Annotated in this window: 27 protein-coding genes; 12 read left to right on the forward strand and 15 right to left on the reverse strand. The window is 67.4% G+C overall.

Features of this window, described 5'->3' with window-relative positions; all coding sequences use genetic code 11:
• Positions 1-2: 2 nt before the first annotated feature.
• Positions 3-1,073, forward strand: coding sequence for a dihydropteroate synthase (folP, locus tag M1K48_RS02970; protein WP_249504390.1), 1,071 nt, complete (start codon positions 3-5; stop codon positions 1,071-1,073).
• Here the strand turns inward: folP and M1K48_RS02975 are convergent.
• Both M1K48_RS02975 and M1K48_RS02980 read right to left on the reverse strand, forming a co-directional pair.
• On the reverse strand, positions 1,070-1,825 hold the full coding sequence (locus M1K48_RS02975) for a phosphodiester glycosidase family protein (protein ID WP_249504391.1): 756 nt from the start codon (positions 1,823-1,825) through the stop codon (positions 1,070-1,072). The genes folP and M1K48_RS02975 overlap by 4 nt on opposite strands.
• Positions 1,826-1,843: 18 nt before the next feature.
• Complete coding sequence (locus tag M1K48_RS02980; protein ID WP_249504392.1) at positions 1,844-3,280, reverse strand: sigma-54-dependent transcriptional regulator; 1,437 nt, start codon at positions 3,278-3,280, stop codon at positions 1,844-1,846.
• A 130-nt stretch (positions 3,281-3,410) separates the two neighbouring features.
• Between M1K48_RS02980 and M1K48_RS02985 the strand changes: the two genes are divergently transcribed.
• Genes M1K48_RS02985 through M1K48_RS03000 form a run of 4 tightly spaced genes read left to right on the forward strand, consistent with a single transcriptional unit; the run spans position 3,411 to position 6,287 of the window.
• On the forward strand, positions 3,411-3,560 hold the full coding sequence (locus tag M1K48_RS02985) for a hypothetical protein (protein ID WP_249504393.1): 150 nt from the start codon (positions 3,411-3,413) through the stop codon (positions 3,558-3,560).
• 4 nt (positions 3,561-3,564) lie between these two features.
• A complete protein-coding gene (locus tag M1K48_RS02990; RefSeq protein ID WP_249504394.1) occupies positions 3,565-4,689 on the forward strand; it encodes a Re/Si-specific NAD(P)(+) transhydrogenase subunit alpha in 1,125 nt (374 codons plus the stop codon).
• Positions 4,689-5,051, forward strand: coding sequence for a PH domain-containing protein (locus tag M1K48_RS02995; RefSeq protein WP_249504395.1), 363 nt, complete (start codon positions 4,689-4,691; stop codon positions 5,049-5,051). Before M1K48_RS02990 ends, M1K48_RS02995 begins: the two co-directional genes overlap by 1 nt.
• 33 nt (positions 5,052-5,084) lie before the next feature.
• Positions 5,085-6,287 (forward strand): FAD-dependent oxidoreductase, encoded by a 1,203-nt coding sequence (locus M1K48_RS03000; RefSeq protein ID WP_249504396.1) that lies wholly within the window; start codon positions 5,085-5,087, stop codon positions 6,285-6,287.
• On the opposite strand, the gene M1K48_RS03005 is transcribed toward M1K48_RS03000, so the two are convergent.
• Genes M1K48_RS03005 through M1K48_RS03015 form a run of 3 tightly spaced genes read right to left on the reverse strand, consistent with a single transcriptional unit; the run spans position 6,284 to position 8,384 of the window.
• Positions 6,284-6,748: a YbaK/EbsC family protein gene (locus tag M1K48_RS03005; RefSeq protein ID WP_249504397.1), complete on the reverse strand. Its 465-nt coding sequence runs from the start codon at positions 6,746-6,748 to the stop codon at positions 6,284-6,286. The two genes, M1K48_RS03000 and M1K48_RS03005, sit on opposite strands and share 4 nt — an antisense overlap.
• The gene (locus M1K48_RS03010; protein ID WP_249504398.1) at positions 6,745-7,161 is read right to left on the reverse strand and encodes a secondary thiamine-phosphate synthase enzyme YjbQ; all 417 of its coding nucleotides are present in this window, start codon (positions 7,159-7,161) and stop codon (positions 6,745-6,747) included. Before M1K48_RS03010 ends, M1K48_RS03005 begins: the two co-directional genes overlap by 4 nt.
• Before the next feature lie 5 nt (positions 7,162-7,166).
• Complete coding sequence (locus tag M1K48_RS03015; RefSeq protein ID WP_249504399.1) at positions 7,167-8,384, reverse strand: NADP-dependent isocitrate dehydrogenase; 1,218 nt, start codon at positions 8,382-8,384, stop codon at positions 7,167-7,169.
• Positions 8,385-8,472: 88 nt separating this feature from the next.
• Here M1K48_RS03015 and M1K48_RS03020 point away from each other — a divergent pair, with 88 nt between their 5' ends.
• Both M1K48_RS03020 and M1K48_RS03025 read left to right on the forward strand, forming a co-directional pair.
• A complete protein-coding gene (locus M1K48_RS03020) occupies positions 8,473-9,210 on the forward strand; it encodes a phosphatidylserine decarboxylase (RefSeq protein WP_249504400.1) in 738 nt (245 codons plus the stop codon).
• Positions 9,207-9,980: a CDP-alcohol phosphatidyltransferase family protein gene (locus M1K48_RS03025; protein ID WP_249504401.1), complete on the forward strand. Its 774-nt coding sequence runs from the start codon at positions 9,207-9,209 to the stop codon at positions 9,978-9,980. The genes M1K48_RS03020 and M1K48_RS03025 overlap by 4 nt, the downstream gene beginning before the upstream one ends.
• Here M1K48_RS03025 and M1K48_RS03030 read toward each other — a convergent pair.
• From M1K48_RS03030 to M1K48_RS03075, 10 genes are all read right to left on the reverse strand, one after another.
• A complete protein-coding gene (locus tag M1K48_RS03030; protein ID WP_249504402.1) occupies positions 9,934-10,158 on the reverse strand; it encodes a hypothetical protein in 225 nt (74 codons plus the stop codon). The genes M1K48_RS03025 and M1K48_RS03030 overlap by 47 nt on opposite strands.
• Positions 10,159-10,297: 139 nt before the next feature.
• The gene (hisIE, locus tag M1K48_RS03035) at positions 10,298-10,924 is read right to left on the reverse strand and encodes a bifunctional phosphoribosyl-AMP cyclohydrolase/phosphoribosyl-ATP diphosphatase HisIE (protein WP_249504403.1); all 627 of its coding nucleotides are present in this window, start codon (positions 10,922-10,924) and stop codon (positions 10,298-10,300) included.
• The gene (hisF, locus tag M1K48_RS03040) at positions 10,921-11,688 is read right to left on the reverse strand and encodes an imidazole glycerol phosphate synthase subunit HisF (RefSeq protein ID WP_249504404.1); all 768 of its coding nucleotides are present in this window, start codon (positions 11,686-11,688) and stop codon (positions 10,921-10,923) included. The genes hisIE and hisF overlap by 4 nt, the downstream gene beginning before the upstream one ends.
• A complete protein-coding gene (locus M1K48_RS03045; RefSeq protein ID WP_249504405.1) occupies positions 11,675-12,388 on the reverse strand; it encodes a 1-(5-phosphoribosyl)-5-[(5-phosphoribosylamino)methylideneamino]imidazole-4-carboxamide isomerase in 714 nt (237 codons plus the stop codon). The genes hisF and M1K48_RS03045 overlap by 14 nt, the downstream gene beginning before the upstream one ends.
• Entirely contained in the window at positions 12,385-12,969 is a 585-nt protein-coding gene (gene hisH / locus M1K48_RS03050; RefSeq protein ID WP_249504406.1) for an imidazole glycerol phosphate synthase subunit HisH, read from the reverse strand. The genes M1K48_RS03045 and hisH overlap by 4 nt, the downstream gene beginning before the upstream one ends.
• Positions 12,966-14,621, reverse strand: a complete 1,656-nt coding sequence (gene hisB / locus M1K48_RS03055; RefSeq protein ID WP_249504407.1) for an imidazoleglycerol-phosphate dehydratase HisB — start codon at positions 14,619-14,621, stop codon at positions 12,966-12,968. Before hisB ends, hisH begins: the two co-directional genes overlap by 4 nt.
• Positions 14,618-15,904 (reverse strand): histidinol dehydrogenase, encoded by a 1,287-nt coding sequence (hisD, locus tag M1K48_RS03060; protein WP_249504408.1) that lies wholly within the window; start codon positions 15,902-15,904, stop codon positions 14,618-14,620. Before hisD ends, hisB begins: the two co-directional genes overlap by 4 nt.
• Complete coding sequence (gene hisG, locus M1K48_RS03065) at positions 15,901-16,791, reverse strand: ATP phosphoribosyltransferase (RefSeq protein ID WP_249504409.1); 891 nt, start codon at positions 16,789-16,791, stop codon at positions 15,901-15,903. Before hisG ends, hisD begins: the two co-directional genes overlap by 4 nt.
• Entirely contained in the window at positions 16,781-17,116 is a 336-nt protein-coding gene (locus M1K48_RS03070; protein WP_257794163.1) for a YerC/YecD family TrpR-related protein, read from the reverse strand. Before M1K48_RS03070 ends, hisG begins: the two co-directional genes overlap by 11 nt.
• Positions 17,117-17,162: 46 nt before the next feature.
• The gene (locus M1K48_RS03075) at positions 17,163-17,618 is read right to left on the reverse strand and encodes an energy transducer TonB (protein WP_249504411.1); all 456 of its coding nucleotides are present in this window, start codon (positions 17,616-17,618) and stop codon (positions 17,163-17,165) included.
• A 358-nt stretch (positions 17,619-17,976) separates the two neighbouring features.
• On the opposite strand from M1K48_RS03075, the gene proS reads away from it, so the two are divergent.
• The 5 genes from proS to dnaE all read left to right on the forward strand — a co-directional run bounded on the left by proS (position 17,977) and on the right by dnaE (position 25,981).
• Entirely contained in the window at positions 17,977-19,314 is a 1,338-nt protein-coding gene (proS, locus tag M1K48_RS03080; protein ID WP_249504412.1) for a proline--tRNA ligase, read from the forward strand.
• Positions 19,311-20,567 carry a lipoprotein-releasing ABC transporter permease subunit gene (locus M1K48_RS03085; protein ID WP_249504413.1) on the forward strand — a complete coding sequence of 419 codons (1,257 nt, stop codon included), beginning with the start codon at positions 19,311-19,313 and terminating at the stop codon, positions 20,565-20,567. The genes proS and M1K48_RS03085 overlap by 4 nt, the downstream gene beginning before the upstream one ends.
• Entirely contained in the window at positions 20,560-21,255 is a 696-nt protein-coding gene (locus M1K48_RS03090) for an ABC transporter ATP-binding protein (RefSeq protein WP_249504414.1), read from the forward strand. The genes M1K48_RS03085 and M1K48_RS03090 overlap by 8 nt, the downstream gene beginning before the upstream one ends.
• A 15-nt stretch (positions 21,256-21,270) precedes the next feature.
• Complete coding sequence (locus tag M1K48_RS03095) at positions 21,271-22,458, forward strand: lysozyme inhibitor LprI family protein (RefSeq protein ID WP_249504415.1); 1,188 nt, start codon at positions 21,271-21,273, stop codon at positions 22,456-22,458.
• Positions 22,459-22,537: 79 nt separating this feature from the next.
• A complete protein-coding gene (gene dnaE / locus M1K48_RS03100) occupies positions 22,538-25,981 on the forward strand; it encodes a DNA polymerase III subunit alpha (protein WP_249504416.1) in 3,444 nt (1,147 codons plus the stop codon).
• The last annotated feature ends 50 nt before the right edge of the window (positions 25,982-26,031 follow it).

The following is a 26,031-nucleotide window of genomic DNA, read 5'->3' on the forward strand; positions in this document are numbered from 1 at the left end:
CCATGGCCCTGCGCACCATTCTCCGTCCGACGGCCTTCGTTGACGCACCCTTTGGCTATGACGGGCAGGTCGCTCGGCTGGCCGGAACCATGTGCTGGTTCTCGGCCGTCGAGTTGCTCAAAGTGGGCCATGATGGGCAGGTTTCGGCCGAACTGGTGCCGGTCGAACAGATCGAAGCCCGCCTCGATGATGACGCCATGGCGGCAGACTGGGCATCGCTGACCGCGGTGCGCCCACCTCTTCGGCTAGGCGAGCGCACCATCCGCCTCGACCAGCCGCAACTGATGGCAATCCTCAACGCCACCCCCGACAGCTTCTCAGGCGGCGGACAGGCAGCGAGTGCCGACGACGGCTTCGCGGCGGCAGAAGCGGGAGCCGCGATCCTCGACGTCGGCGGTGAAAGCACCCGGCCTGGGGCGCGCCAGGTCTGGGAAGGCGATGAGATCGAGCGGGTGCTGCCCTTGGTTCAGCGACTGGCTGCCGGGGGCGCGGCGGTGTCGATCGACACCCGCAAGGCCGCGGTGATGGAAGCGGCGATCGGCGCCGGGGCGACCCTGGTCAATGACGTGTCGGCGCTCGGCTGGGACCAGCGCTCGGCGGAGGTGGTGGCGAAGGCCGGCGTGCCGGTGGTGCTGATGCATCACCAGGGCTCGCCCGAGACCATGCAGGAGGCTCCCTCCTACCCGCGCGGGGCATTGGTCGAGGTCTTCTTCTGGCTCGAGGACCGGATCGCCGCGGCGGTCGACGCCGGCATCGCCCGCGACCGGATCATCGTCGATCCCGGCATCGGCTTCGGCAAGAGCGTCGCCCACAATCTCGAGCTGATGAACGGCCTCACCGCCTTTCACGCGCTCGGCTGCCCGCTACTGGTCGGCGCCAGCCGCAAGCGGACCATCGGGGCCTTGCACAACGAGGCGCCAGCCGATCGGCGGCTAAGCGGAAGCGTCACGCTGGCAATCAAGGCGGCAGAGCAGGGCGCCCACCTCATCCGCGCCCATGACGTCTTCGAAAATGTGCAGGCCCTGCGCGTCTGGCGCGGCCTTCGCGATCAAGCGCTTACACCGCGTTTCTAAGGCGCGATCGCAACGATCATCGGCCCGATCGGGACTAGACCGTCCATCCGGTAATTGGCCGGATCCCACAGGCTCGACACCGCGCCGTCGAGGTAAAGCGCGTTGCGGCAGCCGAGCGGCCCGGCGAACAACCGCGCGAATTTGCCGAAGCTGACCGGTGCATCGCTGATCGCGAAGACCGCGACGCCGCCCGCGTCCACACCGACGCCGTTTCGGACATAGCGTGAGCGACCGTCGGCATCGAACCGCGGGTTGAGCTTGCCGTCGATGACCAGCATCGGTCCGCTCTGCGTTGCCCAGCGGATATCAGGCGAAGGTTGAAAGTCAGCGGTGGTGACCACCTCGGCCGCGCCGTCATCGCGAACCAGGAACACTCCGTTCGGCTGCAGGTGGAAGTTGCCGCCGCCGTCTGTCCGCCGGTTGATCGACCTCATCTCGCGCCCTTCGGCGATCGCCAAGCCAATCGGCCGACCCTCCTCGTCGAACATGCCGGCGTTCATCGCGAAGCGGACCTTGGCGGCGCGGGGGCCCACCACCTGCTCCAGCGCGACGAAGCTGCGCAAGGGCCGATCCCGAGCATCGTCGAGCGCAAGCTCCAGCCGCGCTTCGGGATCGCGACAGATGGTGAAGCGCTGGCCTTCGAACAGCAGGGATCGGCACGCACCGGTCGCCGCCGCATCAGCGATGTCGGGGGCAGGGTCCGGACGTTTGCATGCCGCGAGCAGGAGAACCAGGAGCAGGACGATCTGCATCGCCGCCCTGTGGGCGCTTCAAGCGCCGGTGTCGATGCCGAGTTCGGCGAGCTTGCGGTAAAGGGTCGACCGGCCGATCCCGAGCCGCCGCGCAACTTCGGTCATCTTGCCCCGGTAGTGACCAATGGCGAGGCGGATCAGGTCGCCCTCGATCTCTTCGAGCGAGCGAAGATGCCCGTCTGCCTGCCACAAGGTGATGGACTGGCCACCTGCCAGCGCCGCCGATGTCGCGGCGGATCCGATGTCCCCCGCATTGTCGCCGACACGATTGGTAAAGCGCGACTGCAGCGCGATGTGCGGAAAGTCGTCCGCGGTGAGGGCGCTGCCCTGGCATTGCAGGGCGGCACGGAACAGGACGTTCGAGAGCTGGCGGACGTTGCCCGGCCAGCCGTAGCGCATCAGCACCTGGAGGGCGTCTTCGCCGATCGACAGCGGGCGGATGCCGGGCTGTCCGGTGTGGCGGGCCAGCAGGTGACGGGCGAGCGCTGGAATATCGCCGCTCCGCTCGCGCAGGGCCGGGACGACTACGACGGTGCCTGACAGGCGTTCGGCAAGGCCGGCATCGAAGCTGTCGGGAAGCGGGCGGCTGGTGGTGGCGATGAGCCGGACGTCGACGCTGTTCGAACCGTTGCAGCCGACCGGACGCACTTCGCCGGTGGCCAGCACGCGGTCTAGCGCGGCCTGGGTCGCCGCGGGAAGATCGCCGATCTCGTCCAGCAGCAGCGTTCCGCCATCGGCTTCGACCAGTTTGCCGACCCGTTCGGCGAAAGCGCCGGGGAAGGCCCCGGCGACATGGCCGAACAACTCGCTGTCGACGATGTTGGCGGGCACGGCGCGGCAGTCGAGCGCGACGAACGCCGAGCGGGCCCGCGGGCTCGCCTCGTGCACCGCGCGGGAAATGGTTTCCTTGCCCGATCCCGCCTCGCCGACAATCAGCAGGGGAAGGCGGCTGCGCGCAGCCTTGGCGGCTACCGCCAGTGCGGCGCGGAAGTCGGGTGCACCGCCGACCAGCTCCTCCAGCGCAAGACTGGGGGCCATTTTCTCGGAAAGGGGCGCCAATTCGCCCGAGGCGCGGCGGCGGTCGGCATTGGCGGCTAGCGCGTCGAGCAATCGTTCGGGGGCAACCGGGCGGACCAGGAAATCGCTGGCACCGGCGCGCATCGCTTCCACCGCTTGGCCGACCGAACCCCCCTCGGCCAAAACGATGATCGGCAGGCCAGGGCGATCGGCGCGCAGCGCGCGAACCAGCGCCGGACCGGTTTGGATATCCCAACGGCCGACCAGCACCGCCCTGATCTCATGCCCGTTAGGACCGCCCAGCAATTCCTGGACCTGCTCTCCCGACGGACTGCCAAGTGTGTTCCATCCCGCCCGCGCCGCCGTCGCCGCGACCACCCGCCTTTCGGCGGGATCGGCATCGATCAGCAACAGGAAACGGACGGTGTCGGCGCGCAAATGCTTGGCTCCTCTGTCCGGCACCATAGGGTGAAGACAGTAAACAAACCGTGACAATGTCCCGGGGGCTTGGGAGCGACGCACCGAGCGGCTATGACCCCTGACAAACATGCCAATAAAGGGAGCAACCATGGCCGCCGAACCCACCCAGAACTCCGACAGCCCGGTCGACTACAATCGCGCCAAGGAGGACTACAGCCTGCTCATCGCGATGCTGAAGTGGGGCGTGGTGACGGCCCTGATCCTGGGCTTCCTTGTCATGATCCTGCTCGCGAGCTGAAGCCTTGAAGGTCGCGATCCTCGCCGAGACCGCACCGGGCGAAACCCGCGTCGCCGCCATCCCGGAAACGGTGAAGAAGCTGGCGGCGCTGGGGGCCAGCGTAGCGGTCGAGGCGGGGGCCGGGGCCCAGGCGGGGATCAGCGACGGGGACTTTACCGACGCCGGTGCAACGGTCGGCTCGCGCGGGCAGGTACTAGACGGCGCCGAACTGGTGCTGAGCTTCAGCGGTCCCGAAGCGGCCGAACTCGGCGGCGCCGCGTCCGGTGCCCTGCTCGTCGGGATCCTCGACCCCTTCCGTCGCCGCGACGCGATCGGTGCCTATGCCGCCGCCGGCATCGAGGCGCTGACGATGGAATGGATGCCGCGCATAACCCGCGCGCAGTCGATGGACGTGCTGTCCTCGCAGTCCAACCTCGCCGGCTACAAGGCGGTGATCGATGCGGCGGCGGCATATGGGCGTGCGTTTCCGATGATGATGACCGCGGCGGGCACCGTCAGCCCCGCGCGGGCCTTCATCATGGGCGTCGGGGTCGCCGGCCTGCAGGCCATCGCCACCGCCCGCCGCCTCGGCGCGCAGGTCAGCGCCACCGACGTCCGCTCCGCCACCCGCGAACAGATTCAGAGCCTCGGCGCCAAGCCGATCTTCGTCGAAGGCGTCGCCGGGATCGAGGGCGAAGGGCAGGGCGGCTACGCCGGCGAGACCAGCGAGGAATATCGCCAGGCCCAGGCCGAGCTAGTCTCCACCCATCTCGCCAAGCAGGACATCGTGATCACGACCGCGCTGATCCCGGGCAAGCCCGCGCCGCGCCTGATCAGCGACGCGCAGGTCGCCACCATGCGCCCCGGAAGCGTGATCGTAGACCTTGCGGCCGACGCTGGCGGCAATGTCGAGGGCTGCGACCCCGGCGAGACCGCCGTGCGGCATGGCGTCAAGATCATCGGCGCCAGCAATCTCGCCCGGTCGCTCCCAGCCGATTCGAGCGCGCTGTATGCCCGCAACCTGTTCAACTTCCTGTCGGCCTTCTGGGACAAGGAGGCGGGCCGCCCGCTGTTCCCCGACGAGGATGAGATCGTGAAAGGGGTCAGGCTGACCCGTGACGGCAAGATCGTCAGCGAGCGCCTCGCCTGATGGGCCTGTTTTCCGCGACCGAGGTCGACACCGACGAGATCGCGCGGCGCTATGCCGCTTTGCTGCTCGACGGCGAAGAGGTGCTGATCGCGTTCAAGACGGTGCGTGACATCGCTTTCCTGACCAACCGCCGGCTGTGCCTGGTCAACATTCAGGGCTGGGTCGGCAAGAAGGTCTCGATCCAGTCGATCCCCTATCGTTCGATCACCCGCTTCAGCCTGGAGACCGCCGGCACCTTCGACCTCGAGGCCGACATGGTGTTCTGGCTGGCCGGAGCGACTCAGCCGCTCGAGATCAAGATTGGGCGCGGGAGCAATTTGACAATGATCCAGCAGGTCCTGGCGCAAGGAATCCTGCGCTAGCGGTCTGGTGCAATCACGACTGGAGAGGTGGCGATGGACGTGCGCGACCTGATCGTAGTGGGCGGCGGACCCGCCGGGGTAATGGCGGGCATGCTGTTCGCCCGCGCCGGCTGCCGGGTCAAGGTGCTTGAAAAGCATGCCGACTTCCTTCGCGATTTCCGCGGTGACACGGTGCATCCCTCGACGATGGAGGTACTGGACCAGCTCGGCTGGCTCGGCGATTTCCTGGAGCGGCCGCACAACCGGATCGACCGTGCCGAGCTTCGTATCGCCGGGCGCGAGTGGACGATCGGCGACCTGTCGCACCTCGCCGCGCCAGCGCCCTTCATTGCGATGATGCCGCAATGGGATTTCCTCGACTTCCTGCGCGACAAGGCAGCCGTTCTTCCAGGCTTCGAACTCGAAATGGGCGAGCCGGTGACCGACTTCATCGAAGAGGACGGGCGGGTGGCCGGGGTCCGTCTTGCCGACGGCACGGAGCGACGCGCGAAACTCGTCATCGCCGCCGACGGCCGCAATTCGCTGGTCCGCCAGCGCGCCATGCTTCCGCTCGAGATCTTGGGCGCGCCGATGGACGTCTTCTGGTTCCGGGTGGCCAAAACCACACCCGGACGCGCGCTGCGTGGTTCGGTCGAGCGTGGCCGGCTGCTGGTGATGATCGACCGCGGCGACTATTGGCAGTGCGCCTTCCTCATTCCCAAGGGCAAGGCCGCCGAACTGACCGGCGGCGGGATCGAGCCGATCTGCGCCGCCATCGCCGCCGCCGCGCCTGAGCTCGACCTCTCCGATCTCGACTCAGTCGATGACCTCAAGCTGCTCAGCGTGTCGCTCGACCGGCTGACCCGCTGGCACCGCCCGGGCATGCTCGCGATCGGCGATGCGGCGCATGCGATGAGTCCGATTGGTGGGGTGGGAATCAATCTGGCGATCCAGGACGCGGTGGCCGCCGCCAATGCGTTGGCTGGCCCGCTGGCCGCCGGCGCGGAGGTCGATGCGCTTCTGCCCAAGGTCGAAGAGCGGCGCCTGCTGCCGACCCGGCTGGTGCAGGCCGCGCAGAAGAACGCGCAGGACCGGATCATCGGCCGCCTGCTCGAACCCGGACCGCCGCTGGACAAGGCGCCCTGGCTGATACGGCTGCTCGACAAGGCACCTTTACTGCGAAGGATACCCGGCCGGCTGATCGGACTCGGGATAAGGCGAGAACGGGTCGAGAGCCCGCTTGCAACAGCGCCCTAGGACAGGGTGCAGCAATCGACCCAGGCTGCCTCGGTCAACTGCGCCAGCCGCTCAGGCGCGACCTCCAGCGACGCGTTGCGGCTTCCCGCGGCGGGAAAGACGGTGTCGAAGGCGCGCAGGCTGACATCGGCATAGACGGGGAGGGGCGTGGCTAGTCCGAAGGGACAGACGCCGCCGACGACATGGCCAGTGACCGCAAGCGTTTCGTCTGGCCCGAGCATGCGGATCCGACCGCCGAACGTCGCCTTGCACTTGAGATTGTCGAGCCGAGCGTCGCCGCGGGTGACTAGCAGCAGGATTCGCTTGCCGACGCGCAGGGCGATGGTCTTGGCAATCCGGCCCGGCTCCACGCCGAGCGTCGCGGCGGCATCGGCGACGGTCGCGGTGCTGCCGTGCGCCTCGATCAGGCGAAGCTCGGGCGCGTGCTGCGCGGCCCAGGTCTTGACGCTTTCGGCGCTCATGCGCCGAGCAGATGCGCGGCGATCTCGCGCCCGCTCGGCTGGCGGCGATGCTCGCAAAGATAGATGCCCTGCCAGGTACCGAGCCGCATCCGTCCGTCCTGGACCGGGATCGACAGTGTCGTGGCGGTCAAAACCGAGCGAAGATGCGCGGGCATGTCGTCCGGGCCCTCGTCGTCATGCTCGAAGTCACGGGACTCCGGCGCGATCCGCGCCAGCCAGTTCTCCAGGTCGCGGCGCGCCGCCGGCGCCGCATTCTCCTGGATCAAGAGCGAGGCCGACGTGTGCCGGATCATCAGGGTCAGCAGACCCTCGCCAACGCCTTGCCCGGCCACCCACCCGGCCACCGCATCGGTGATCAGGTGCAGGCCCTGACGCGGTGCGGTGACGAGAAGGGTGCCGGACGCCTGGCGCATCGGGCTCAGGCGGTCGCCATCGCCGATTCGAGGTTCTGGACCACGGCCTCGAAGAACTGCTCGGTGGTCATCCACGGCTGGTCCGGGCCGACCAGGATCGCGAGATCCTTGGTCATCTTGCCGCTTTCAACCGTCTCGACGCAGACGCGCTCGAGGGTTTCAGCGAACTTCACCACCTCTGGCGTCTCGTCGATCCGGCCGCGGAACTTGAGGCCACCGGTCCAGGCAAAGATACTGGCGATCGGGTTGGTCGAGGTCGCCTTGCCCTGCTGGTGCATGCGGTAGTGGCGGGTGACGGTGCCGTGTGCGGCCTCGGCCTCGACGGTCTGGCCGTCCGGGGTCATCAGGACGCTGGTCATCAGGCCGAGTGAGCCGAAGCCCTGCGCGACCTGATCCGATTGGACGTCGCCGTCATAGTTCTTGCAGGCCCAGACGAACTTGCCGCTCCACTTCAGGGCGGAGGCGACCATGTCGTCGATCAGGCGGTGCTGATACTCGATCCCGGCTTCCTTGAACTTGTCCTTGAACTGGCTCTCGAACACTTCCTCGAAGATGTCCTTGAAGCGGCCGTCATAGGCCTTGAGGATGGTGTTCTTGGTGCTGAGGTAGACCGGCCACTTACGCTGCAGGCCATAGTTGAGGCAGGCGGTGGCGAATTCGCGAATGGAATCGTCGAGGTTGTACATGCCCATCGCAACGCCCGCCGAGGGATAGTCGAACACTTCATGTTCGATCACCTGTCCGTCCTCGCCGACGAACTTGATGGTCAGCTTGCCCGGACCCGGAACGCGGAAGTCGGTGGCCTTATACTGGTCGGCGAAGGCGTGACGGGCGACCACGATCGGGTCGGTCCAGCCGGGAATGATCCGCGGCACGTTGGCGATGACGATCGGCTCGCGGAAGACGACGCCGCCCAGGATGTTGCGGATGGTGCCGTTGGGGCTCTTCCACATCTTCTTGAGGCCGAATTCTTCGACGCGCTGCTCGTCGGGGGTGATGGTCGCGCACTTCACGCCGACGCCATATTGCTTGATCGCATTGGCGCTTTCGACGGTGATCTTGTCGTCGGTCGCGTCGCGGTTCTCGATCGACAGGTCGTAGTATTTGAGGTCGATGTCGAGGAACGGCAGGATCAGCCGCTCGCGGATCCACTGCCAGATGATGCGGGTCATCTCATCGCCGTCGAGTTCGACGACCGGGTTCTTCACCTTGATCTTGGTCATGTGCCTGCCTGCTGTAGATTTCTGGCAGGCAGGTAGCGGCGGAGCGACGCTCTGGCAACGCGGGCGTCTGCTCGTTAGAGGAGGTGCCATGGCGCACATCGACAATCCCGACAGCCAACTGACCGCGGTCAAGTGGCGCTTTCCCTCGGTCCATCCGGAGGGACGCAAATTCGCGGTCATTTCCGGGGCGATCGCCCTGTTCCTCCTGGTGCTTGACGGCGGCTTCACCGAGTTGCTCGGCTGGCTGATGGTCGGCGTGACCGTCTGGGTCGCGGCCTTCTTCCGTGATCCGATCCGGACGACCCCATCCGATCCCAAGCTGGTGGTCTCGCCCGCCGACGGACTGGTGACCATGATCACCCGCGTGCCGGCACCGCCGGAACTGCGTGCCGAGCTGGGAGAGGGTGAGTTCACCCGGGTGTCGGTGTTCATGAGTGTGTTCGACGTCCACATCAACCGCACGCCGATCGCCGGCGTCATCCGCCGCATCGCCTATGTCCCGGGCAAATTCCTCAATGCCGACCTCGACAAGGCGAGCGAGGACAATGAGCGGCAGCATTTCGTAGTCGAGAGCGATGGCGGGGTGAAGATCGGTTTCACCCAGATCGCCGGCCTTGTCGCTCGCCGGATCATGAGCTTCGTCAAAGAAGGCCAGCGCCTGACCGCGGGCGAGCGGGTCGGCCTGATCCGCTTCGGCAGCCGGGTCGACGTCTATCTGCCGGCTGGAACGGGTTCGCGCCTGTTGCTCGGTCAGCGGGCGATCGCGGGCGAGACCATCATCGCCGAACTGGGTACCGACCCGCTGCTCAACGGGACCAGCCAGTGAGGGCTGCCGAAGGTCGCGGGCTACCGCTTCGCGCCTTCATTCCCAATGCGGTGACGGTGCTGGCGCTGTGCGCCGGCCTGACCGCGATCCGCTACGCCTTCAACGAGGATTGGGAAAAGGCGATGATCGCGATCGTCGTCGCCGGGGTGCTCGATGGACTCGATGGCAATATCGCCCGGATGCTTAAGGCTAACAGCAAGTTCGGGGCTGAGCTCGATTCGCTGTGCGATAATATCGGGTTTGGCACGGCCCCCGCGCTAATCCTGTTCCAATTCTCGCTCGACAGCGCGCCGAAGTTCGGATGGACCGTGGCACTGGCCCTGGCGGTCAGCTGCGCGCTGCGCCTCGCCCGCTTCAATGCGCGAATCGATGCCGACGTGCAGCCGCACAAGTCGGCGGGATTCAACACCGGGGTACCGGCACCGGTCGGGGCGGGGCTGGCCTTTGCCCCGGTCTATCTGTGGCTGATCACCGGCAACGACCTGTTTCGCAACTGGCAATTGGTGATGCCGTGGACGCTGTTCATTGCGGTGCTGATGATCTCGGCCATTCCCACCTTCAGCTGGACTTCGATCCGGATCCGCCGCAGCTGGCGGATCGTCGGGCTGGCGGGAGTGGCATTGCTGGCCGCCGCGCTGATCAACGAACCGTGGATCACCCTGCTGGCCGTATCATTCGCCTATCTGGCCAGCGTTCCGTTCAGCTTGCTGAGCTATGGGCGCGTCAAGCGGCGGCGCGCAGCTGAGGGCGCGCCGTCACTGGCTGGCTGACCCGGCGCGACACCACGCGGACCGAAATGGGTCGCGTCACTATCGTCGGTTCAGTCAGCAGCGAATGGCCGCCGAGCGCGGCAACGATCTTACCGCGATTGCCGGCGAGCGTTTCACCGATAGTGAACAGGCCGAGAGCGAAAATGGCAGTGAAAGCGAGGATGGTGAGAACCAGCATGGCACGTTCTTCCCTTGTTCTTGGGTAACGCAACGGCGACCGATTCATTTCGTTCCGAAATCAATCAAGAAACCTTGCTTCTGCGCCAATGTTCTCTCTTCGTTCGCTCCCTGTCAACGAATTTGTTCTTTTCCTGTTCTCATGCGCTTAGGTGGCGTTGCCGCAATATCTCGACCACGCTGGCGAGGCTTACCTCGCGTGACCGAAGCGTGACGAGTAGGTGGAACAGGAGATCGGCAGCTTCCTCGCGGAGTCCCGCCGGGTCGCGACTGACCGCGGCAAGAGCCACCTCCACCCCTTCTTCACCAACCTTTTGCGCAGCCTTCGCGGGCCCGGCGGCCAGAAGCCTGGCTGTATAGCTTTCGTCAGGGGAAGCATTCGCCCGTTCCGCCACGATGCGCTCCAGAGTACCGAGCCAGCCCGCACCCGCGGCACCACCGTCACCAAAGCAGCTGGTGGTGCCAAGGTGGCACGTCGGCCCGGCCGGCAATGCACGCACCAGCAGCGCATCGCTGTCGCAATCAGCGACGATGGAGACGAGACGAAGTACGTTGCCGCTGGTCTCGCCCTTGCGCCACAAGCGCTGCTTCGACCTGCTGAAGAAGGTGACCAGCCCATCGACCAGCGTCGCCTCGATCGCCGCCCGGTCCATGTAGCCCAGCACCAGCATCTCGTCGGTCTCGGCGTCCTGGACGACGGCGGGGAGCAGCCCGTCCATCTTGTTCCAGGCGAGTGCTTCGGGATCGAATCGGACCGTCTGGCTCACAGCCGCACCTCCACGCCTTCCGTACCAAGAAACCGCTTGAGCTCACCTATCTCGATCAACCGATCGTGGAAGACCGTCGCCGCCAACGCGCCGCTCGCTCCTGCGAGAAAGGCGTCCCGGAAATGCTCGGGCTTGCCCGCGCCGCCGCTGACGATCAGCGGTACGGTTACGGCCGCCATGACATCCCGCGCATGGGCAAGGTCGTAGCCGTCGCGCACGCCGTCCCGGGCCATGGCGTTGAGCACGATCTCGCCCGCGCCGCGATCGACGGCTTCCCGCGCCCAATCGGCCGTCAGGCGCCCGCTGTCGCGCATCGCCTCCGGTGCGCCGGTATATTGCTTCACGCGATAGGCTCCATCGTCGCAGCGCAAGCTGTCGATACCGACCACCACACACTGGCTTCCGAAATCGGCCGCGAGGTCGCTGATCAGCGTCGGGGTTTCGAGAGCAGGGGAGTTGACCGAGACCTTGTCCGCGCCGGCTTCCAGCACTGCCGCGGCGGTCGCGCGGTCGCGGATGCCGCCCGCCACGCAGAAGGGAATGTCGATTACATCCGCAACGTCGCGCACCCAGCCGAGGTCGAGGCTGCGGCCTTCCGCACTGGCCTTGATCTCGTAGAAGACGAGCTCGTCCGCGCCCTCGGCTGAGTAACGAAGTGCATGGTCGACGATGTCGCCGACGTCTCGGTGATCACGGAAGCGGACGCCCTTCACGACGCGGCCACCGGCGACGTCGAGGCAGGGGATGATCCTAGCGGCGGGCACGCAGCGCCTCCGCGAGGCTGAGACGGCCTTCCCACATCGCACGGCCGAGAATGGCGCCATCGGTGGTCAGCCGCGCGACGTCATCGAGCGATGTCACGCCGCCGCTAGCCTGGATGGCGAGGTGGGGCAGGCGCTCCACCGCTTCTGCCAACAAGGCGTGGTTGGGGCCCTCCAGCATCCCGTCGCGCCCGATATCGGTCAGCAGCAGGTGCCGCGCCTGCGGATAGAGCGCGGCGACGTCCCACAGGGTCTGGCCGCTGTCTTCCTGCCAGCCGTGGGTGGCGACCATCGGTTCGCCGGCGACCCGCACGTCGAGACTGAGGGTGATATGCTCGGGCCCAAATCGTTCGATCAGCGCGGAGGTGGCTTCGGGGTCGCGTACGGCTAGGCTGCCGACCACCACTCGCAACGCCCCTGCCTCCAGCAGCGCGGCAACGTGTTCGGCCGAGCGAACGCCTCCGGCGACCTGCAGCCGGAGAGGAGTGCTGGCCGCAAGCTCCCTGAGCAACGCATGCTGGGCCGGAGCGCCGGCCCTGGCCCCGTCGAGGTCGACGACATGCGCCCATTCGGCGCCGGCCTCGGCGAAGCCGCGGAGGGCGTTGCGCGGCGCCGGGTCGTAGAAGGTGACCTCGTCGAAGCGACCCTGGCGCAGGCGCACAATGCGCCCACCGATGAGGTCCATGGCAGGGTAAAGGATCATGTCGAAAGCCAGGATGAAAGGAAACGGGTACCGACCGGGCCGGAGCGCTCGGGATGGAATTGTGCCCCGGTCCAGTTGCCTGATCGGACCACCGCCGGGATCCGGACGCCATGCTGGGCGATGGCGACGGTGGCAGAAACATCCGGCGCGGCGAAACTATGCGCGAAATAGACGTAATCGCCGGAGCTTAAGCCGACATTTTGCGCGGCGACCTCAAGCTTGCTCCACCCCATATGCGGGATGGTGATCCCCGGTGCGGGCTGGAGTTGGCGGACGGTGCCGGGCAGCAACCCGAGCGTTTCGACTTCGCCTTCCTCGCTGTGTTCGAACAGCAGGTGCATGCCAAGGCAGATGCCGAGGGCCGGGCGCTTGAAGTCGCGTAGTGCATCGCGGAGGCCGAGTTGCCCGATCCGCTCCATCGCGAAACGAGCGGCACCGACGCCGGGCAGAAGCAGCCGCTCGGCTTCGACAATGCCTTCCGGGTCACTGGCCCGCGTGACCTCCGCGCCTAAACGGCGCAGCGAGGTCTCGATCGAACCGAGGTTGCCATAGCCGAGATCGACCAGCGTGACGGCGGTCACAGCATGCCCTTGGTGCTCGGCAGCGTGTCACCTTTGCCTTCGATCGCAAGCGCTTGACGCAGGGCCCTGCCAAAGGCTTTGAAGCAGGCCTCCACCTTGTGATGGTCGTTCTCGCCATTGACCTTGACGTGGATGGCGGCGCCGAGGCTGTCGGCGAGGCTGCGGAAGACGTGCGGCGTCATCTCGGTCGGGTAATCACCGATATGGCTGGCCAGGAACGTCCCTTCGAACCGCGAGAAGGGCCGTCCGGACAGGTCTATCAGGACCTGCGCCTCGGTCTCGTCCATCGGCAGCGCAAAGCCGAAGCGGCCGATCCCGCGCTTGTCGCCTAGCGCCGACTTCAGCCCGCTGCCGAGCGCGATCGCGACATCCTCGATGCTGTGGTGTGGATCGATCTCGAGGTCGCCCTGGCAGCTCAGCACCAGGCTGAAGCCGCCATGCGCCGCGACCTGGTCAAGCATGTGGTCGTAGTAGGGTATACCGGTGTCGATCCGCCGCGGTTCGGCGCGGTCGAGATTGATCGCCAGCGCGATCCGCGTCTCCTTGGTGTCCCGCGCGATCTCGGCGGTGCGAGGAGCGGCTTGCGCCACCGCCACGCCGAACGCGGCGAGGGCGGCGTCATTCTCCTGCCGGGTGCCGATGGTCAGGCGAATACCCCCCGGCGCGGCCTGCGGGCGATAGCGCACCCGCACGCCGTCGGCGACGAGGCGGGCGGCCAGCTGCTCGGTCTCGCCGGTTTCGAGGAACAGGTAATTGCCGGCGCTGGGGTGAACGAGGCGGACGAATGGGGAGCTGGCGAGTAGCGGCGCCACGCGCTCGCGCTCGGCCAGCAGTTGCGCGATGCGCTCGCGGTGCACCGCCCGGCGGGCCGGCTGCAACGCTTCCAGCGCGGCGGCGATCGACAGGGTCGGCAGCGGATAGGGCGGCAACGCACGTGCGACGATCTCCAGCGTCTCGGCAGGACCGACCAGCCCGCCGACCCGCGCGCCGGCCAACGCGAAGGCCTTGGACAGGGTCTTGAGTACCAGCAGATTGGGGCGGGCGACCGCTTCGGCCGCCAGGCTCGGCGTGTCGCCGAACTCGAGATAGGCCTCGTCGGCGAGCACCATTACGTCCGGCAGCGCATCGACGATCTGCAGCACGGTTGCCGGGTCGACCGCCGTCCCGGTCGGATTGTTGGGCGTGCACAGGAACAGCAGCTTGCAGCAGGGATTAGCCTGCACCTCGCGGATCACCCGCGCAGCATCGAGGGTGAAGTCGGCGGCGTCGAGCGGGACGTCGAGAATGCTCGCGCCCTGCAGCCGTGCGAAATGGGCATAGGCGGAGAAGCTCGGGCTGGTCACCGCCACGCTATCTTCGGCCCCACGCAGGAAGGTGCGGCAGAGGAGATCGATGGCGTCGTCGCCGCCGCGGGTGACCAGGAACTGCTCGGGTCCGACCCCGTACAGTGACGCCATGACGGCGCGCAGGCGCTGGGGCTGGGGTTCGGGGTAGCGATTGACCCCGGCGGCGATGTTCCCGCCCGACAGCGGACCGAACGGGCTTTCGTTGGCGTCGAGCTTGATCGCGTCGGGATCCAGCTCGCGATTGCCGAGGTCGAACGGTTCGAGCGCCAGGATCTCGGGACGGGCGAGGCGGCGGGCGAGGGTCATGCCGCGGCCCTCGCTTCGGCGGCGCGGGCGTGGGCTTCGAGCGCTTCCAGGCGGGCGAGGGCGGCCGCCGGGGCAGCCAGCGCGCGGCCGGCTGCGGGAGAGACGCGCTGGATGCTGATCGCCTTCATGAAACTGTGCACGGTGATCCCGCTCCACGCCCGCGCCGCGCCGTCGGTGGGGAGGACGTGGCTGGAGCCAGCGAGATAGTCCCCGAAACTCTCGGCCGCGGCGTGCCCGGCGAAGATCGCCCCGGCATTGGAAATGACACGAACCAGAGGCTCGGTATCGTCAACGGCGAGGCAGAGGTGCTCGGGCGCATAAACGTTGGCGATGGCCGCGGCTGCCGCGAGGTCGGCAGTTACAATGACCCGGCCATGACCGAGCGAGGCGCGGGCAAGCTCGGCGCGGGGAAGGTCGGCGACCTGGCGTTCGAGCTCGTCGATCACGCGGCCAGCGAAAGCGGCACTGTCGGTCACCAGCAGGACCTGCGCCGAGGCATCGTGCTCGGCCTGGCTGAGCAGGTCGGCGGCGACCGTCGCGGGCGAGGCGCTGGCGTCGGCGATCACCATCAATTCCGAGGGACCCGCCGGCATGTCGATCGCGGGTCCGCCACTCATGGCTCCGACCTGTGCCTTGGCCTCGGCCACCCAGGCGTTGCCTGGTCCGCAGATCTTGGGGCAGGCGGGGATATCGCCCGCGCCAAACGCGAGCGCCGCAATTCCCTGCGCGCCGCCGACCGTCCACACGGTCTCGATGCCGCACAGCTCGGCGGCTAGCGCGATGGCGGGGTCGAGCACGGCAGCGGCTGGCGGGGTCACCACCACGATGTCCTTCACCCCAGCGGCGCGGGCCGGAAGCGCCTGCATCAGCAGCGAGGAGAATAGAGGCGTCGCGCCGCCGGGAACATACAGGCCGACCCGGTCGATCGGTCGCCAGGCCTTTTCGACGGTGAGGCCGGGCATGGTTTCGACCATGGTGTCGGTCGGGCGGCTCGCCTCGTGGAAGGCGCGGATATTGCGGGCAGCGAGCTCCATCGCCGCGACGCTGTCCGCCGGCAGGGCGGAGCGGGCGGCGGCGGCCAGCGGTGCGACCGTGACGGCCTGGGGGGCCTGGCGGTCGATCCGCTCGGCGATGCGGCACAGAGCGTCCCAGCCGCCGCTCCGCACATCTTCGAGGATCGCCGCCACGCCGGCGACCAGGTCGGGCGAGCGACGCGCGGGTGGGCGGGCGAGGGCGGCCGCCTGCTCGGCGGCGGACAGTTCGGACCAGATGAGCGGGGTCACAGCATCATCTTCTCGATCGGGAGCACGAGGATCGCAGAGGCACCGGCGCCCTTTAGTTGCTCGAGCGTCTCCCAGAACACTGATTCGCGAGCGACGGCGTGCACCGCAAAGTGGCCTGGGCGGCCGTGAAGGGGGATGATGGTCGGGGCCTCGGCACCGGGCAGGATGCGCGTAATTGCTGGCAGCGACTCAGAGGAAGCATTGAGCAGGATGTATTTGGCGTCCTTGGTTTCGAGCACGCCCTGGATGCGACTGAGCAAAGCTTCGCCCAGTTCCTGGCGCACCGCCGCCACGGACCGGGTCGTGCGGATCAGCACCGCTTCGCTGTCGAACACGTCAGCGACCGCACGCAGGCCGTTGGCTTCCAGCGTCGCCCCAGTCGAGACGAGGTCGCAGATGAAGGGCGCGATCTTGAGCCGCGGGGCAAGTTCCACCGCGCCGTTCATCTTAACCACGCTGGCGTCCACGCGCCGCTCGGCCAGCCAGCGCTCGACGATCCGGGGATAAGAGGTGGCGATGCGCTGGCCGGCGAGGCTCTGCGGGCCATCCCACGAAGTGGCGTCGGGCGCGGCGAGCTTGAGCGAACAGCGCGCGGTGCCGAGCTCGGCGACGATCTCTACTGCCGGTCCACGTGAGGACAGCCGAAACTCCTCCAGCACGTTGCCGCCGACGATGCCGAATTCGCACACGCCGTCGGCGACGAAGGTCGGGATGTCGTCGTCGCGCACGAACATGATGTCGGCGGCGAAATTCTCGACCCGGGCGGTCAGCGCATTGCGGCCGTTCTGCAGGCGCAGGCCGGCGCCCTTCAGCAGGTCGCGGCTGATGTCGCTCAGCCGGCCGTTCTTCTGAATGGCGATGTGCAGCCGGTCTTCGTCAATCAGCATCGGGGCGGCTTTCAAGAAGGGCGTCGATCGCGGCGCGGTAACCGCGGTGGGGTTCCTGACGGAGGAAGCGGGCGACGCGAACGATGGTGGTGGTGGAAACGCCGGTGGCGTCATGGATGTCGCGATAGGACAGGTCCGACCCGTCGAGCAGGCGGGCAACGTGCCAACGCTCGGCCAAGGTACGGATCTCCTGCGGGGTGCAGAGGTCGGTTAGCAGCCGCGCCATCTCCTCCGCCGAGCGAGGGGTGAGCAAGGCGCTGCAAAGCTCCTCGACAAGCGCGGCGCCATCACGGGTAGGAGCGGGAGGGGAACTGTTTTGTTTCATCGTGCTAATACGCTGAAACGTCCGCTACCGGCCGAATAGGACGGTGTCAACCGCTCGGGAGTATCCACTTGATGCGGCCGCGCACCTCGTCAGGAACGGCCCGCCCCGCCTCGTTGCGCGCCGGCTGGAAGCGGGCGCGGGAGCGGAGCAACCGGCACGTCGTGCCATCCAGCGCAGGCGATCCGCTGCTCTGGGCGATGCGGCAGCTGGTGACCCGGCCCTCAGGCGAAACGGCAAGGACGAAGGCGACTGCGCCCTGCTGTTCGTTGCGGATCGCGTCGACCGGATAGTCGTCGTCGGTGAAGTAGGAGGCGAGATTGGCCTGTGCCCGCTGTGCCGGAGGCTCGGCTGCCGAGAAGGGCGGCGGCTCCTCTACGGGCATTCGCTGCGGCGGCTCGATCCGGGGCTCGACCTGTTCCGCTGGCGTGTCTTCCGCCCAATCCTGCTTCCAGCCCCAGAAGATCAGGGCGAGCACAGCGGCGAGCAGGAATATCGGCAGCAACCCGCTCGACCCGCCTTCCTGGATCGGGGAACGAGGGTCTGAAGGAGGTCGCCTGGACATGAGGCCAGACAAGCAGAGCCGGTGACGGGTGTCGACCCACCCGCCCGCAACGCAAAACGCCCGGGCCACCTTGCGGCAACCCGGGCGCCTTCGCGTGACGATTGCTCGCCAGCCCCCTTGGACCTACCGCGGCAGCAGAGCCGCTGCGGCTTGGAACGAGGCGGTTGGTGCCTCCTTTTCCGCGCCTTGTCATCAGCTTACCGAAGCCCGTGGCTAATATTGCACAGCCCCTGTGGCGGACCGGCCACAAAGCCCCTGCGATTGCCTGTTCATCTTGGCCCCTCTAGGGAGCCAATCCATGCGCCTTTCCCAAGCTTTTCTGCCCGTCCTGAAAGAAAGTCCGGCCGACGCCCAGATCGTCAGCCACAAGCTGATGCTGCGTGCCGGACTGGTCCGCCAGACCGCCGCCGGCATCTATGCCTGGCTGCCGCTGGGGCACCGGGTGCTGAAGAAGATCGAGCAGATCGTCCGCGAGGAACAGGACCGCGCCGGCGCGATCGAATTGCTGATGCCGACGCTGCAGTCGGCCGACCTGTGGCGGCGGAGCGGGCGCTACGACGCCTACGGTCCCGAAATGCTGCGGATCCGCGATCGCCACGACCGCGAGATCCTCTACGGTCCCACCAACGAGGAGATGATCACCTCGTTGTTCGCGGCCGACACCAGCTCCTACCGCCAGCTGCCGCGCACGCTCTATCACATCCAGTGGAAGTTCCGCGACGAAGTGCGTCCCCGCTTCGGGGTGATGCGCGGGCGCGAGTTCCTGATGAAGGACGCGTACAGCTTCGACCTTGACGAGGCGGGGGCACGGCTGAGCTATTACAAGCAGATGCTGGCCTATCTGCGCACCTTCCAGCGCCTAGGCATCCAGGCGGTGCCGATGCGCGCGGCCAACGGCCCGATCGGCGGCGACCTCAGCCACGAGTTCATCGTGCTTGCCCCGACCGGCGAGAGCGAGGTCTTCTATGACGCCGCCTATGATAGCTTCGACTGGAGCCAGGCGGACCTCAATTATGCCGACGAGGCCGGGCTGAAAGGCCTGTTCGACCGCGTCAACACTACCTACGCGGCGACTGACGAGACCCACGACGAAGCCAAGTGGGCCGAGCTTCCCGAGGCCAGCCGCCGCACAGGACGCGGGATCGAAGTCGGCCACATCTTCTACTTCGGCACTAAGTACAGCGACGCGATGGGCCTCAAGGTATCGGGTCCCGACGGCGCGAACGTCGCGCCGCACATGGGCAGCTATGGCGTCGGGGTCAGCCGGCTGGTTGGCGCGATCATCGAGGCCAGCCATGACGACAATGGCATCATCTGGCCCGATGCAGTGGCGCCGTGGCAGGTCGGTATCGTCACCATGCGCGGTGACGATGCGGCTTCGCAGGCAGCTGCGAGCGACCTCTTCGACAAGCTCACCGCCGCCGGGGTCGAGACGCTCTACGACGACCGCGACGAGCGGGGCGGGGCCAAGCTTGCAGGCATGGACCTGATGGGGCTGCCTAGGCAGGTCATCATCGGCCCACGCGGGCTGGCGGCCGGAACGGTCGAACTCAAGGACCGCCGCACCGGCGAGAAGCAGGACATCTCCCTCGAGAGCGCGGTCGAGCGCTTAACGACGCCGAGGCTGACCGCATGATCCTCTCCCGCTACGAGCGGATCATTGCCAAGCGCTACCTCCTCCCCGGCAAGGGCGAGGGCGAGCGCTTCATCTTCCTCGTCTCGATGATCAGCCTGGCCGCGGTCGCCCTTGGCGTCGCCGCGCTGATCATCGTGATGAGCGTGATGAACGGCTTCCGCGCCGAACTGTTCGAGAAGACCGCGGGGCTGAACGGCCATGCGATCCTGCAAGGCTACGAAGGCCGGCTAGAGGGCTGGCAGGGCATCGCCGACAATGCCCGCAAGGTGCCCGGCGTCACCTCCGCCCTGCCGCTGATCGAGCAGCCGCTGATGGCCAGTTCCAACGGCCGTGTCGAAGGCGTGCTGGTGCGCGGCATGCGGGTCAGCGACATGCGCGCCAACCCGGTGCTGAGCGGCGGCATCAAGAGCGGCAGCCTCGCCAACCTCACCCCCGGCTGCAACTGCGTCGCGATCGGTAGCCGTCTCGCCGCCCAGCTCGGCACCTTTCCCGGCGGCGAGATCAGCCTAATCAGCCCTGAGGGCCGCTCGACCCCGGTCGGGACCGTCCCGCGGATCGTCAGCTATACCGTCGCCGCCACCTTCGAGGTCGGCGTCTACGATTATGACAATGCCTTCGTGATCATGCCGATGGAGGACGCTCAGACCCTGCTGATGCTGGGCGACGCGGTCGGCATGGTCGAGGTCAAGGTTGAGGAGCCCGACAAGATCGACGACCAGATGGGCCCGCTGACCCAGCTCGTGCAGGGCAGGGGCGCCGCGGTCGACTGGCGCAGCATGAACGCCGCCATTTTCGAGGCGCTGGAGGTCGAGCGGGTCGCGATGTTCGTGGTCTTGTCGCTGATCATCCTCGTCGCGGTGTTCAACATCTTGTCGAGCCTGATCATGCTGGTCCGCGCCAAGACCCGCGACATCGCCATCCTGCGCACCATGGGCGCCAGCCGCCGCGGCATGATGAAGGTGTTCGTCACCGTCGGCACCACCATCGGCTCGCTCGGCATCCTGCTCGGCCTGCTGCTGGGGGCGATCTTCCTGTTCTTCCGTCAGCCGATCGTCGACGCCATTCAGTGGCTGACCGGCCAGAATCTGTGGGACCCGAGCGTGCGCTTCCTCAGCGAACTGCCGAGCAAGACCGATCCGGTGGAGGTCACCGTGATCGTCGTCACCGCCTTCGTGCTGAGCTTCCTCGCCACGCTCTACCCGGCGTGGAAGGCGGCGAGCACGGACCCGGTACAGGTGCTTCGTTATGAGTGAGCCGGTCCTCGAAACCCGCGAGCTGCGGCGCAGCTTTACCCAGGGTGACGTCACCATTTCGGTCCTGCGCGGGGTCGACCTGGCGGTGCAGCCGGGCGAGATCGTCGCGCTGCTCGGGCCCTCGGGGTCGGGCAAGTCGACCCTGCTTCAGGCGGTCGGGCTGCTTGAGGGCGGGTTCGAAGGGTCGATCCGGATCAATGGCACGCAGGCCGAAGCGCTCGATACCGACGGGCGCACCGACCTTCGCCGTGAGGCACTGGGGTTCGTGTACCAGTTCCATCACCTGCTGCCCGATTTCACCGCGATCGAAAACGTCACCCTCCCTCAGCTGATCCGCGGCACCGATCCCGAGCCAGCCAAGGAGCGGGCGGTCGCGCTGCTGACCGCACTCGGTCTCGGGCATCGCCTCAGCCACCGCCCGGCCAAGCTCAGCGGCGGCGAGCAGCAGCGCGTTGCGGTTGCCCGTGCGCTAGCCAACCGCCCGCCGCTGATCCTCGCCGACGAGCCGACCGGCAACCTCGACGAGCATACCGCGAATGTCGTCCTGGCCGAATTCCTCAGCCTCGTCCGCGAGGAAGGCAGCGCCGCCTTGGTTGCCACGCACAACGAGCGGCTGGCGCTCAAAATGGACCGGGTGATCCGCCTTCACGAAGGGCGGCTCGAGCCGCTGGGACCAAAGCCCGCCTGAAGCGTTCGTCCGCCCATGGTCCAGCGTCCTCCCTTTGATCGCAACAACCCGCCGCCCGGCGGCTTCGACCCGCGTTTTGCCGATGACCGAGGCGGTGAGCGCCGCGGCCCGGACCCGCGCTACGATCAGCGCCAGGACCAGCGGCAGGAGCAGCGCTATGCCGAGCCCGACCCATTCGATCGCGGGCTCCAGCCACCAAGGCCGGGTAATGGCCGAGGTCCGGGGCCAAGCGGTCCTAACCGCTGGCTGCTGATCGTCGGCGGACTGTTGCTGCTCGGTGCGATCCTGTTCGGGCTGTCGCTGACCCGCTCGGGCCCGGGTTCCGACGCGCTCGGCAACAACAGCGAGGGCACGGACGAGGAAACCGCCGCCGCGGCCGACCCCGAAGCGCGCTGCGCCGCGCCCGCCACCTACGATCTCATCAAGCGCGAGTTGTTCCGCCAGGCCGCCGTGACCCGCGGTTCGAACCAGGCCGCGTTCGACCAACTGTCCGGCTATTCCGCGCTTCGGGTGACCAAGCCTGTCCTGCGCGAGCAGGATGCCGGTCTGGAACGGGTCAGTTGCACCGCCGACGTCGCGCTCGACCTGCCGCCCGGCGTGCAGGTGGTCGGCGGTCGCCGCACGCTCACCGCCAGTCTGGGCTACAACCTACAGCCCGCGGCCGACAGCAGCGGCGACGTCGTGACCCTGACCGGCGCGGAAGGCATCACCGTCCCGCTCGCGACGCTCGCCCGGATTGGCGCCGCTGCCCCCGCGACGACCGACAGCACTCAGCCAGCCATCGAGCCTGTTTCCCCCGGAGGCAACGTGCCTCCGGTCGGGCCGATCAACCCGGCGCCGCCGCCGGCCGAGGCACCGCGCCCCGTCGAGGCGGCGCCCGAACGCTCGCCTCCGCCACCCGCGGTGGTCCCGCCAACTGCTTCCGTGCGGCCAAGCTTCAATTGCGCCCGGGCGCGGACCCGCGGCGAGATCGCGGTCTGCAATAGCTCCGAACTGGCCGCGCTCGACCGGCAGATGGCGACCTTCTACGGGACGGCCTATCGCGGCGCGGATCGTGACGCCAAGGCGCTGCTGGAGCGGACCCGCAGCCGCTTCCTCACCTATCGCGATCGCTGCCGCAACGACGCCTGCGTGGCGGACGCCTATCGCGGCCGGATCAGCGAGATCAGGGACATCGCCGACGGTCGCTGGCGCGATCAGTAGCGCCTCGGGCGCGACGATGTTGGGGATAAGTCGCGCTCTTCCGCTTCCCATGGGCAGGCCCCATCTTTAGACCTCGGCCATGGCTTTCGTTCCCCTTCGCGTCCTGTCTTGTTTCTCGATGCTCGAAGGGGCGATCGAGCCCAAAGACCTGGCCAAGACCGCGGCCAAGCGGGGCTTTCCTGCGGTCGCGCTGACCGACCGCAATGGGCTGTATGCGGCCATGGCCTTCAGCGACGCGGCGATGGACGCGGGAGTGCAGCCGATCGTCGGCGCCACCCTCGGGATCGCACGCCCGGCGGAATGGGGCGGGGCCAAGGAGAGCGTCGACTGGCTGGTGCTGCTGGCCAAGGACGAGGCGGGCTATGCCAACCTGTGCCGGCTGGTGAGCAAGGCGCATATGGAGCGCCCCGACCATCTGACGCCGCATGTCACGCTCGATGACCTCGCCGGCCATTCCGACGGCCTGTTAGCGCTGACCGCGGGCGGGGAGGGGGCGGTCGTCCGCCTGCTCGCCGACGGCCAGGCGGCCAAGGCCCGCGATGCCCTCCAGACCCTCGCCCGCCTGTTCCCCGATCGCCTTTATGTCGAGGTCTGCCGCCGCGGCGACGCCGCCGAAGAGGCCGCGGAGGGCGCGCTGCTCGACCTCGCCTATGCGCAGGGCCTGCCACTGGTCGCGACCAATCCGGCGCTCTACGCCGAGCCACATTTCCACGCCGCGCATGACGCCATGCTGTGCATCGCCAACAGCGCGTACGTCGATGAGGCCGAACGCCCCCGTTCGAGCGAACACGCCTGGCTCAAGGGCGAGGCGGAGATGGCGGCGCTGTTCGACGACCTGCCCGAAGCGCTGTCGAACACCTTGGTCGTCGCCCGCCGCTGCGCCGTCGCCGCGCCCAAGCGGCGCCCGATCCTGCCGCGGATGGGGGAAAACGAGGACGAGGCGCTGCGCAAGGCCGCCCACGCCGGGCTCGAGTTGCGCATCGCCGACTATACGGAAGAGCAGAAGCCGACCTATCGCGAGCGGCTCGACTTCGAACTCGATGTCATCATCCGCATGGGGTTCGCCGGCTACTTCCTGATCGTCGCCGACTTCATCGGCTGGGCCAAGGCCAATGACATTCCGGTCGGTCCGGGCCGCGGTTCGGGCGCTGGATCGGCGGTCGCCTGGGCGCTGCTGATCACCGACCTCGACCCGCTTGAACTCGGCCTGCTGTTCGAACGCTTCCTCAACCCCGAACGCGTGTCGATGCCCGACTTCGACATCGACTTCTGCGAAACCCATCGCGACAAGGTCATCCGCTACGTCCAGACCAAGTACGGCCGGGACAAGGTGGCGCAGATCATCACCTTCGGACGATTGAAGGCCCGCGCGGTGCTGAAGGACACCGGGCGCGTCCTGCAGATGAGCTACGGCCATGTCGACCGGCTGGCAAAGCTCGTCCCCAACCACCCGACCGATCCGTGGACGCTGGAGCGATCCCTGAACGGCGTCAGTGAGTTGGCGGCGGAAGTGAAGAACGAGCCGCAGGTGAAGCGGCTATTCGACCTGGCGATGAAGCTGGAGGGTCTGCCGCGCCACAGCTCCACCCACGCCGCCGGCGTGGTGATCGGCGACCGCCCGCTGCAGGAGCTCGTCCCGCTCCACCGCGATCCGCGCTCGGACATGCCGGTCACCCAGTTCGACATGAAATATGTCGAGGGCGCGGGGCTGGTGAAGTTCGACTTCCTCGGCCTCAAGACGCTGTCGGTTCTGAAGGAAGGCCAGCGCTTGCTCGCCAAGCGCGGGATCGAAGTCGATTACGCCAAGCTCACGTGGGACGATCCCGCCATCTACGAGTTGCTGCAGCGGGGCGATACGGTGGGGGTGTTCCAGTTGGAATCCGACGGGATGCGGCGGACGCTGGCGGCGGTGCGGCCGACTAGCTTCGGCGACATCATCGCGCTGGTCTCGCTCTATCGGCCCGGCCCGATGGATAATATTCCGCTGTTCGGCGATCGCAAGAATGGCCGCCAACCGATTGAATATCCTCACCCCCTGCTCGAAGAGGTGCTAAAGGAAACCTACGGCATCTTCGTCTACCAGGAACAGGTGATGCAGGCCGCGCAGGTGCTGGCCGGTTACAGCCTTGGTGAAGCCGACCTGCTGCGCCGCGCGATGGGCAAGAAGATCAAGAGTGAGATGGACGCCCAGCGCGCCCGCTTCGTCGAGGGTTGCGGTCGGCAGGAGATCAAGCCGGGCAAGGCCAACGAGTTGTTCGACTTGATCGACAAGTTCGCCGGCTACGGCTTCAACAAGAGCCACGCCGCCGCCTACGCCCTCGTCGCCTATCACACCGCCTGGCTGAAGGCGCACCACCCGGCCGAATTCTACGCCGCTTCGATGAGCTACGACCTCCACCAGACGGACAAGCTCTGCCTGTTCGTCGACGACCTTCGCCGCATGGGTCAGACCCTGCTCCAGCCCGACGTCAATGCCAGCGAGGCAGCATTTGACGTGCAGGACGGCGGGGTCCGCTATGCCTTGGGCGCGCTCAAGGGCGTGGGCGAAAAGGCGATGGAGGAGCTGGTCACCGAGCGCACAAAGGCGCCCTTCACCAGCCTGGAGGATTTTGCCGCCCGGATCGATCCCCGGATCCTCAATCGCCGCCAGCTCGAAAGCCTGGCCTCCGCCGGGGCGCTCGACAGCCTCAATCCCGACCGCGCTTCGGTGCATGCCGGGGCCGAGACGATCCTCGCCCATGCCGCCAGCGCGCATCAGGAGAAGACCAGCGGGCAGGGAGGCCTGTTCGGCGGCGGGGGCGACGATGGCTCTGCCGATGTCGTGCCGATCCGCCTGCCGCGCGACGCGCGCTGGACCCTGGCCGAGCGGATGGCGGGCGAGCGCGACGCCTTCGGCTTCTATTTCTCCGCCCATCCGGTCGACCAGCACAAACACCTGCTGGCCGCGCACAAGGTCCGGCAATCGACCGACCTCGGGCAGGTCAATATTCCCGCCGACGGACGCGGCGCCGCGAGCATGGCGGGCCTGGTCGAGGAAGCGCGCTGGCGCACTTCGCAGAAGGGGCGTCGCTTCATGATGGCCCGCTTCAGCGACGGCGGCGGGCAGTTCGACGCCACGGTGTTCGACGACGAAGCAGCCGCGATGGTCGAGGCGGCGGCCAAGGCCGGGCAGTGCGGTCTGCTTTCGGTCGAACTCGACCGCCGTCCGGGCGAGGAACAGCCGCGGGTGACCATCAAGCGCTTCCAGCCGCTCGACGAACTGGCCCGCCGTAGCCGGGTCGAGCTGACCATTCGCTGCCCGGACGAAGGCGCTCTGCCCGCCGTGGTGGCTGAGCTCAAATCCCTGCCGGTCGGCAGCGGGATCGTCCGGCTGGTGGTCGGGGTCAGCGAAGAGCGGACCGCGCAATTGCTGCTGCCCGGCCGCTTCGCCGTCGATGCCGAACTGGGGGCCCGGCTCGAGCGCTTCGTCGGTGAGGGCGGCGTAACCCTCGCGGCAGCAGAGCAACTACGGCTGGTTGGTTAGGCGCTGGAAACGAAAGAGCGCCGGCATCGCTGCCGGGGGCTCTCCGTGAC

Origin of the sequence: Sphingomonas glaciei (assembly GCF_023380025.1) — a bacterium.
Taxonomy (GTDB): domain Bacteria; phylum Pseudomonadota; class Alphaproteobacteria; order Sphingomonadales; family Sphingomonadaceae; genus Sphingomicrobium; species Sphingomicrobium glaciei.

Bases quoted from the DNA above. Each gene is read 5' to 3' on its own strand.
- M1K48_RS03005 (WP_249504397.1), bottom strand. From the start codon at position 6,748: ATGAGCGCCGAAAGCGTCAAGACCTGGGCCGCGCAGCACGCGCCCGAG.
- hisB (WP_249504407.1), bottom strand. From the start codon at position 14,621: ATGACCCTCGCCCGCCGCCTCGCCCGTCCCGAGATCCTGGCGCTCGAA.
- hisG (WP_249504409.1), bottom strand. From the start codon at position 16,791: ATGCTGATTGACGAAGACCGGCTGCACATCGCCATTCAGAAGAACGGC.
- proS (WP_249504412.1), top strand. From the start codon at position 17,977: ATGCGCCTTTCCCAAGCTTTTCTGCCCGTCCTGAAAGAAAGTCCGGCC.
- M1K48_RS02995 (WP_249504395.1), top strand. From the start codon at position 4,689: ATGGGCCTGTTTTCCGCGACCGAGGTCGACACCGACGAGATCGCGCGG.
- M1K48_RS03070 (WP_257794163.1), bottom strand. From the start codon at position 17,116: ATGAAACAAAACAGTTCCCCTCCCGCTCCTACCCGTGATGGCGCCGCG.
- M1K48_RS03010 (WP_249504398.1), bottom strand. From the start codon at position 7,161: ATGCGCCAGGCGTCCGGCACCCTTCTCGTCACCGCACCGCGTCAGGGC.
- M1K48_RS03095 (WP_249504415.1), top strand. From the start codon at position 21,271: ATGGTCCAGCGTCCTCCCTTTGATCGCAACAACCCGCCGCCCGGCGGC.
- M1K48_RS02975 (WP_249504391.1), bottom strand. From the start codon at position 1,825: ATGCAGATCGTCCTGCTCCTGGTTCTCCTGCTCGCGGCATGCAAACGT.
- M1K48_RS03000 (WP_249504396.1), top strand. From the start codon at position 5,085: ATGGACGTGCGCGACCTGATCGTAGTGGGCGGCGGACCCGCCGGGGTA.
- dnaE (WP_249504416.1), top strand. From the start codon at position 22,538: ATGGCTTTCGTTCCCCTTCGCGTCCTGTCTTGTTTCTCGATGCTCGAA.
- M1K48_RS03090 (WP_249504414.1), top strand. From the start codon at position 20,560: ATGAGTGAGCCGGTCCTCGAAACCCGCGAGCTGCGGCGCAGCTTTACC.
- M1K48_RS03085 (WP_249504413.1), top strand. From the start codon at position 19,311: ATGATCCTCTCCCGCTACGAGCGGATCATTGCCAAGCGCTACCTCCTC.
- folP (WP_249504390.1), top strand. From the start codon at position 3: ATGGCCCTGCGCACCATTCTCCGTCCGACGGCCTTCGTTGACGCACCC.
- M1K48_RS03015 (WP_249504399.1), bottom strand. From the start codon at position 8,384: ATGACCAAGATCAAGGTGAAGAACCCGGTCGTCGAACTCGACGGCGAT.
- M1K48_RS02985 (WP_249504393.1), top strand. From the start codon at position 3,411: ATGGCCGCCGAACCCACCCAGAACTCCGACAGCCCGGTCGACTACAAT.
- M1K48_RS03020 (WP_249504400.1), top strand. From the start codon at position 8,473: ATGGCGCACATCGACAATCCCGACAGCCAACTGACCGCGGTCAAGTGG.
- M1K48_RS03045 (WP_249504405.1), bottom strand. From the start codon at position 12,388: ATGATCCTTTACCCTGCCATGGACCTCATCGGTGGGCGCATTGTGCGC.
- M1K48_RS03030 (WP_249504402.1), bottom strand. From the start codon at position 10,158: ATGCTGGTTCTCACCATCCTCGCTTTCACTGCCATTTTCGCTCTCGGC.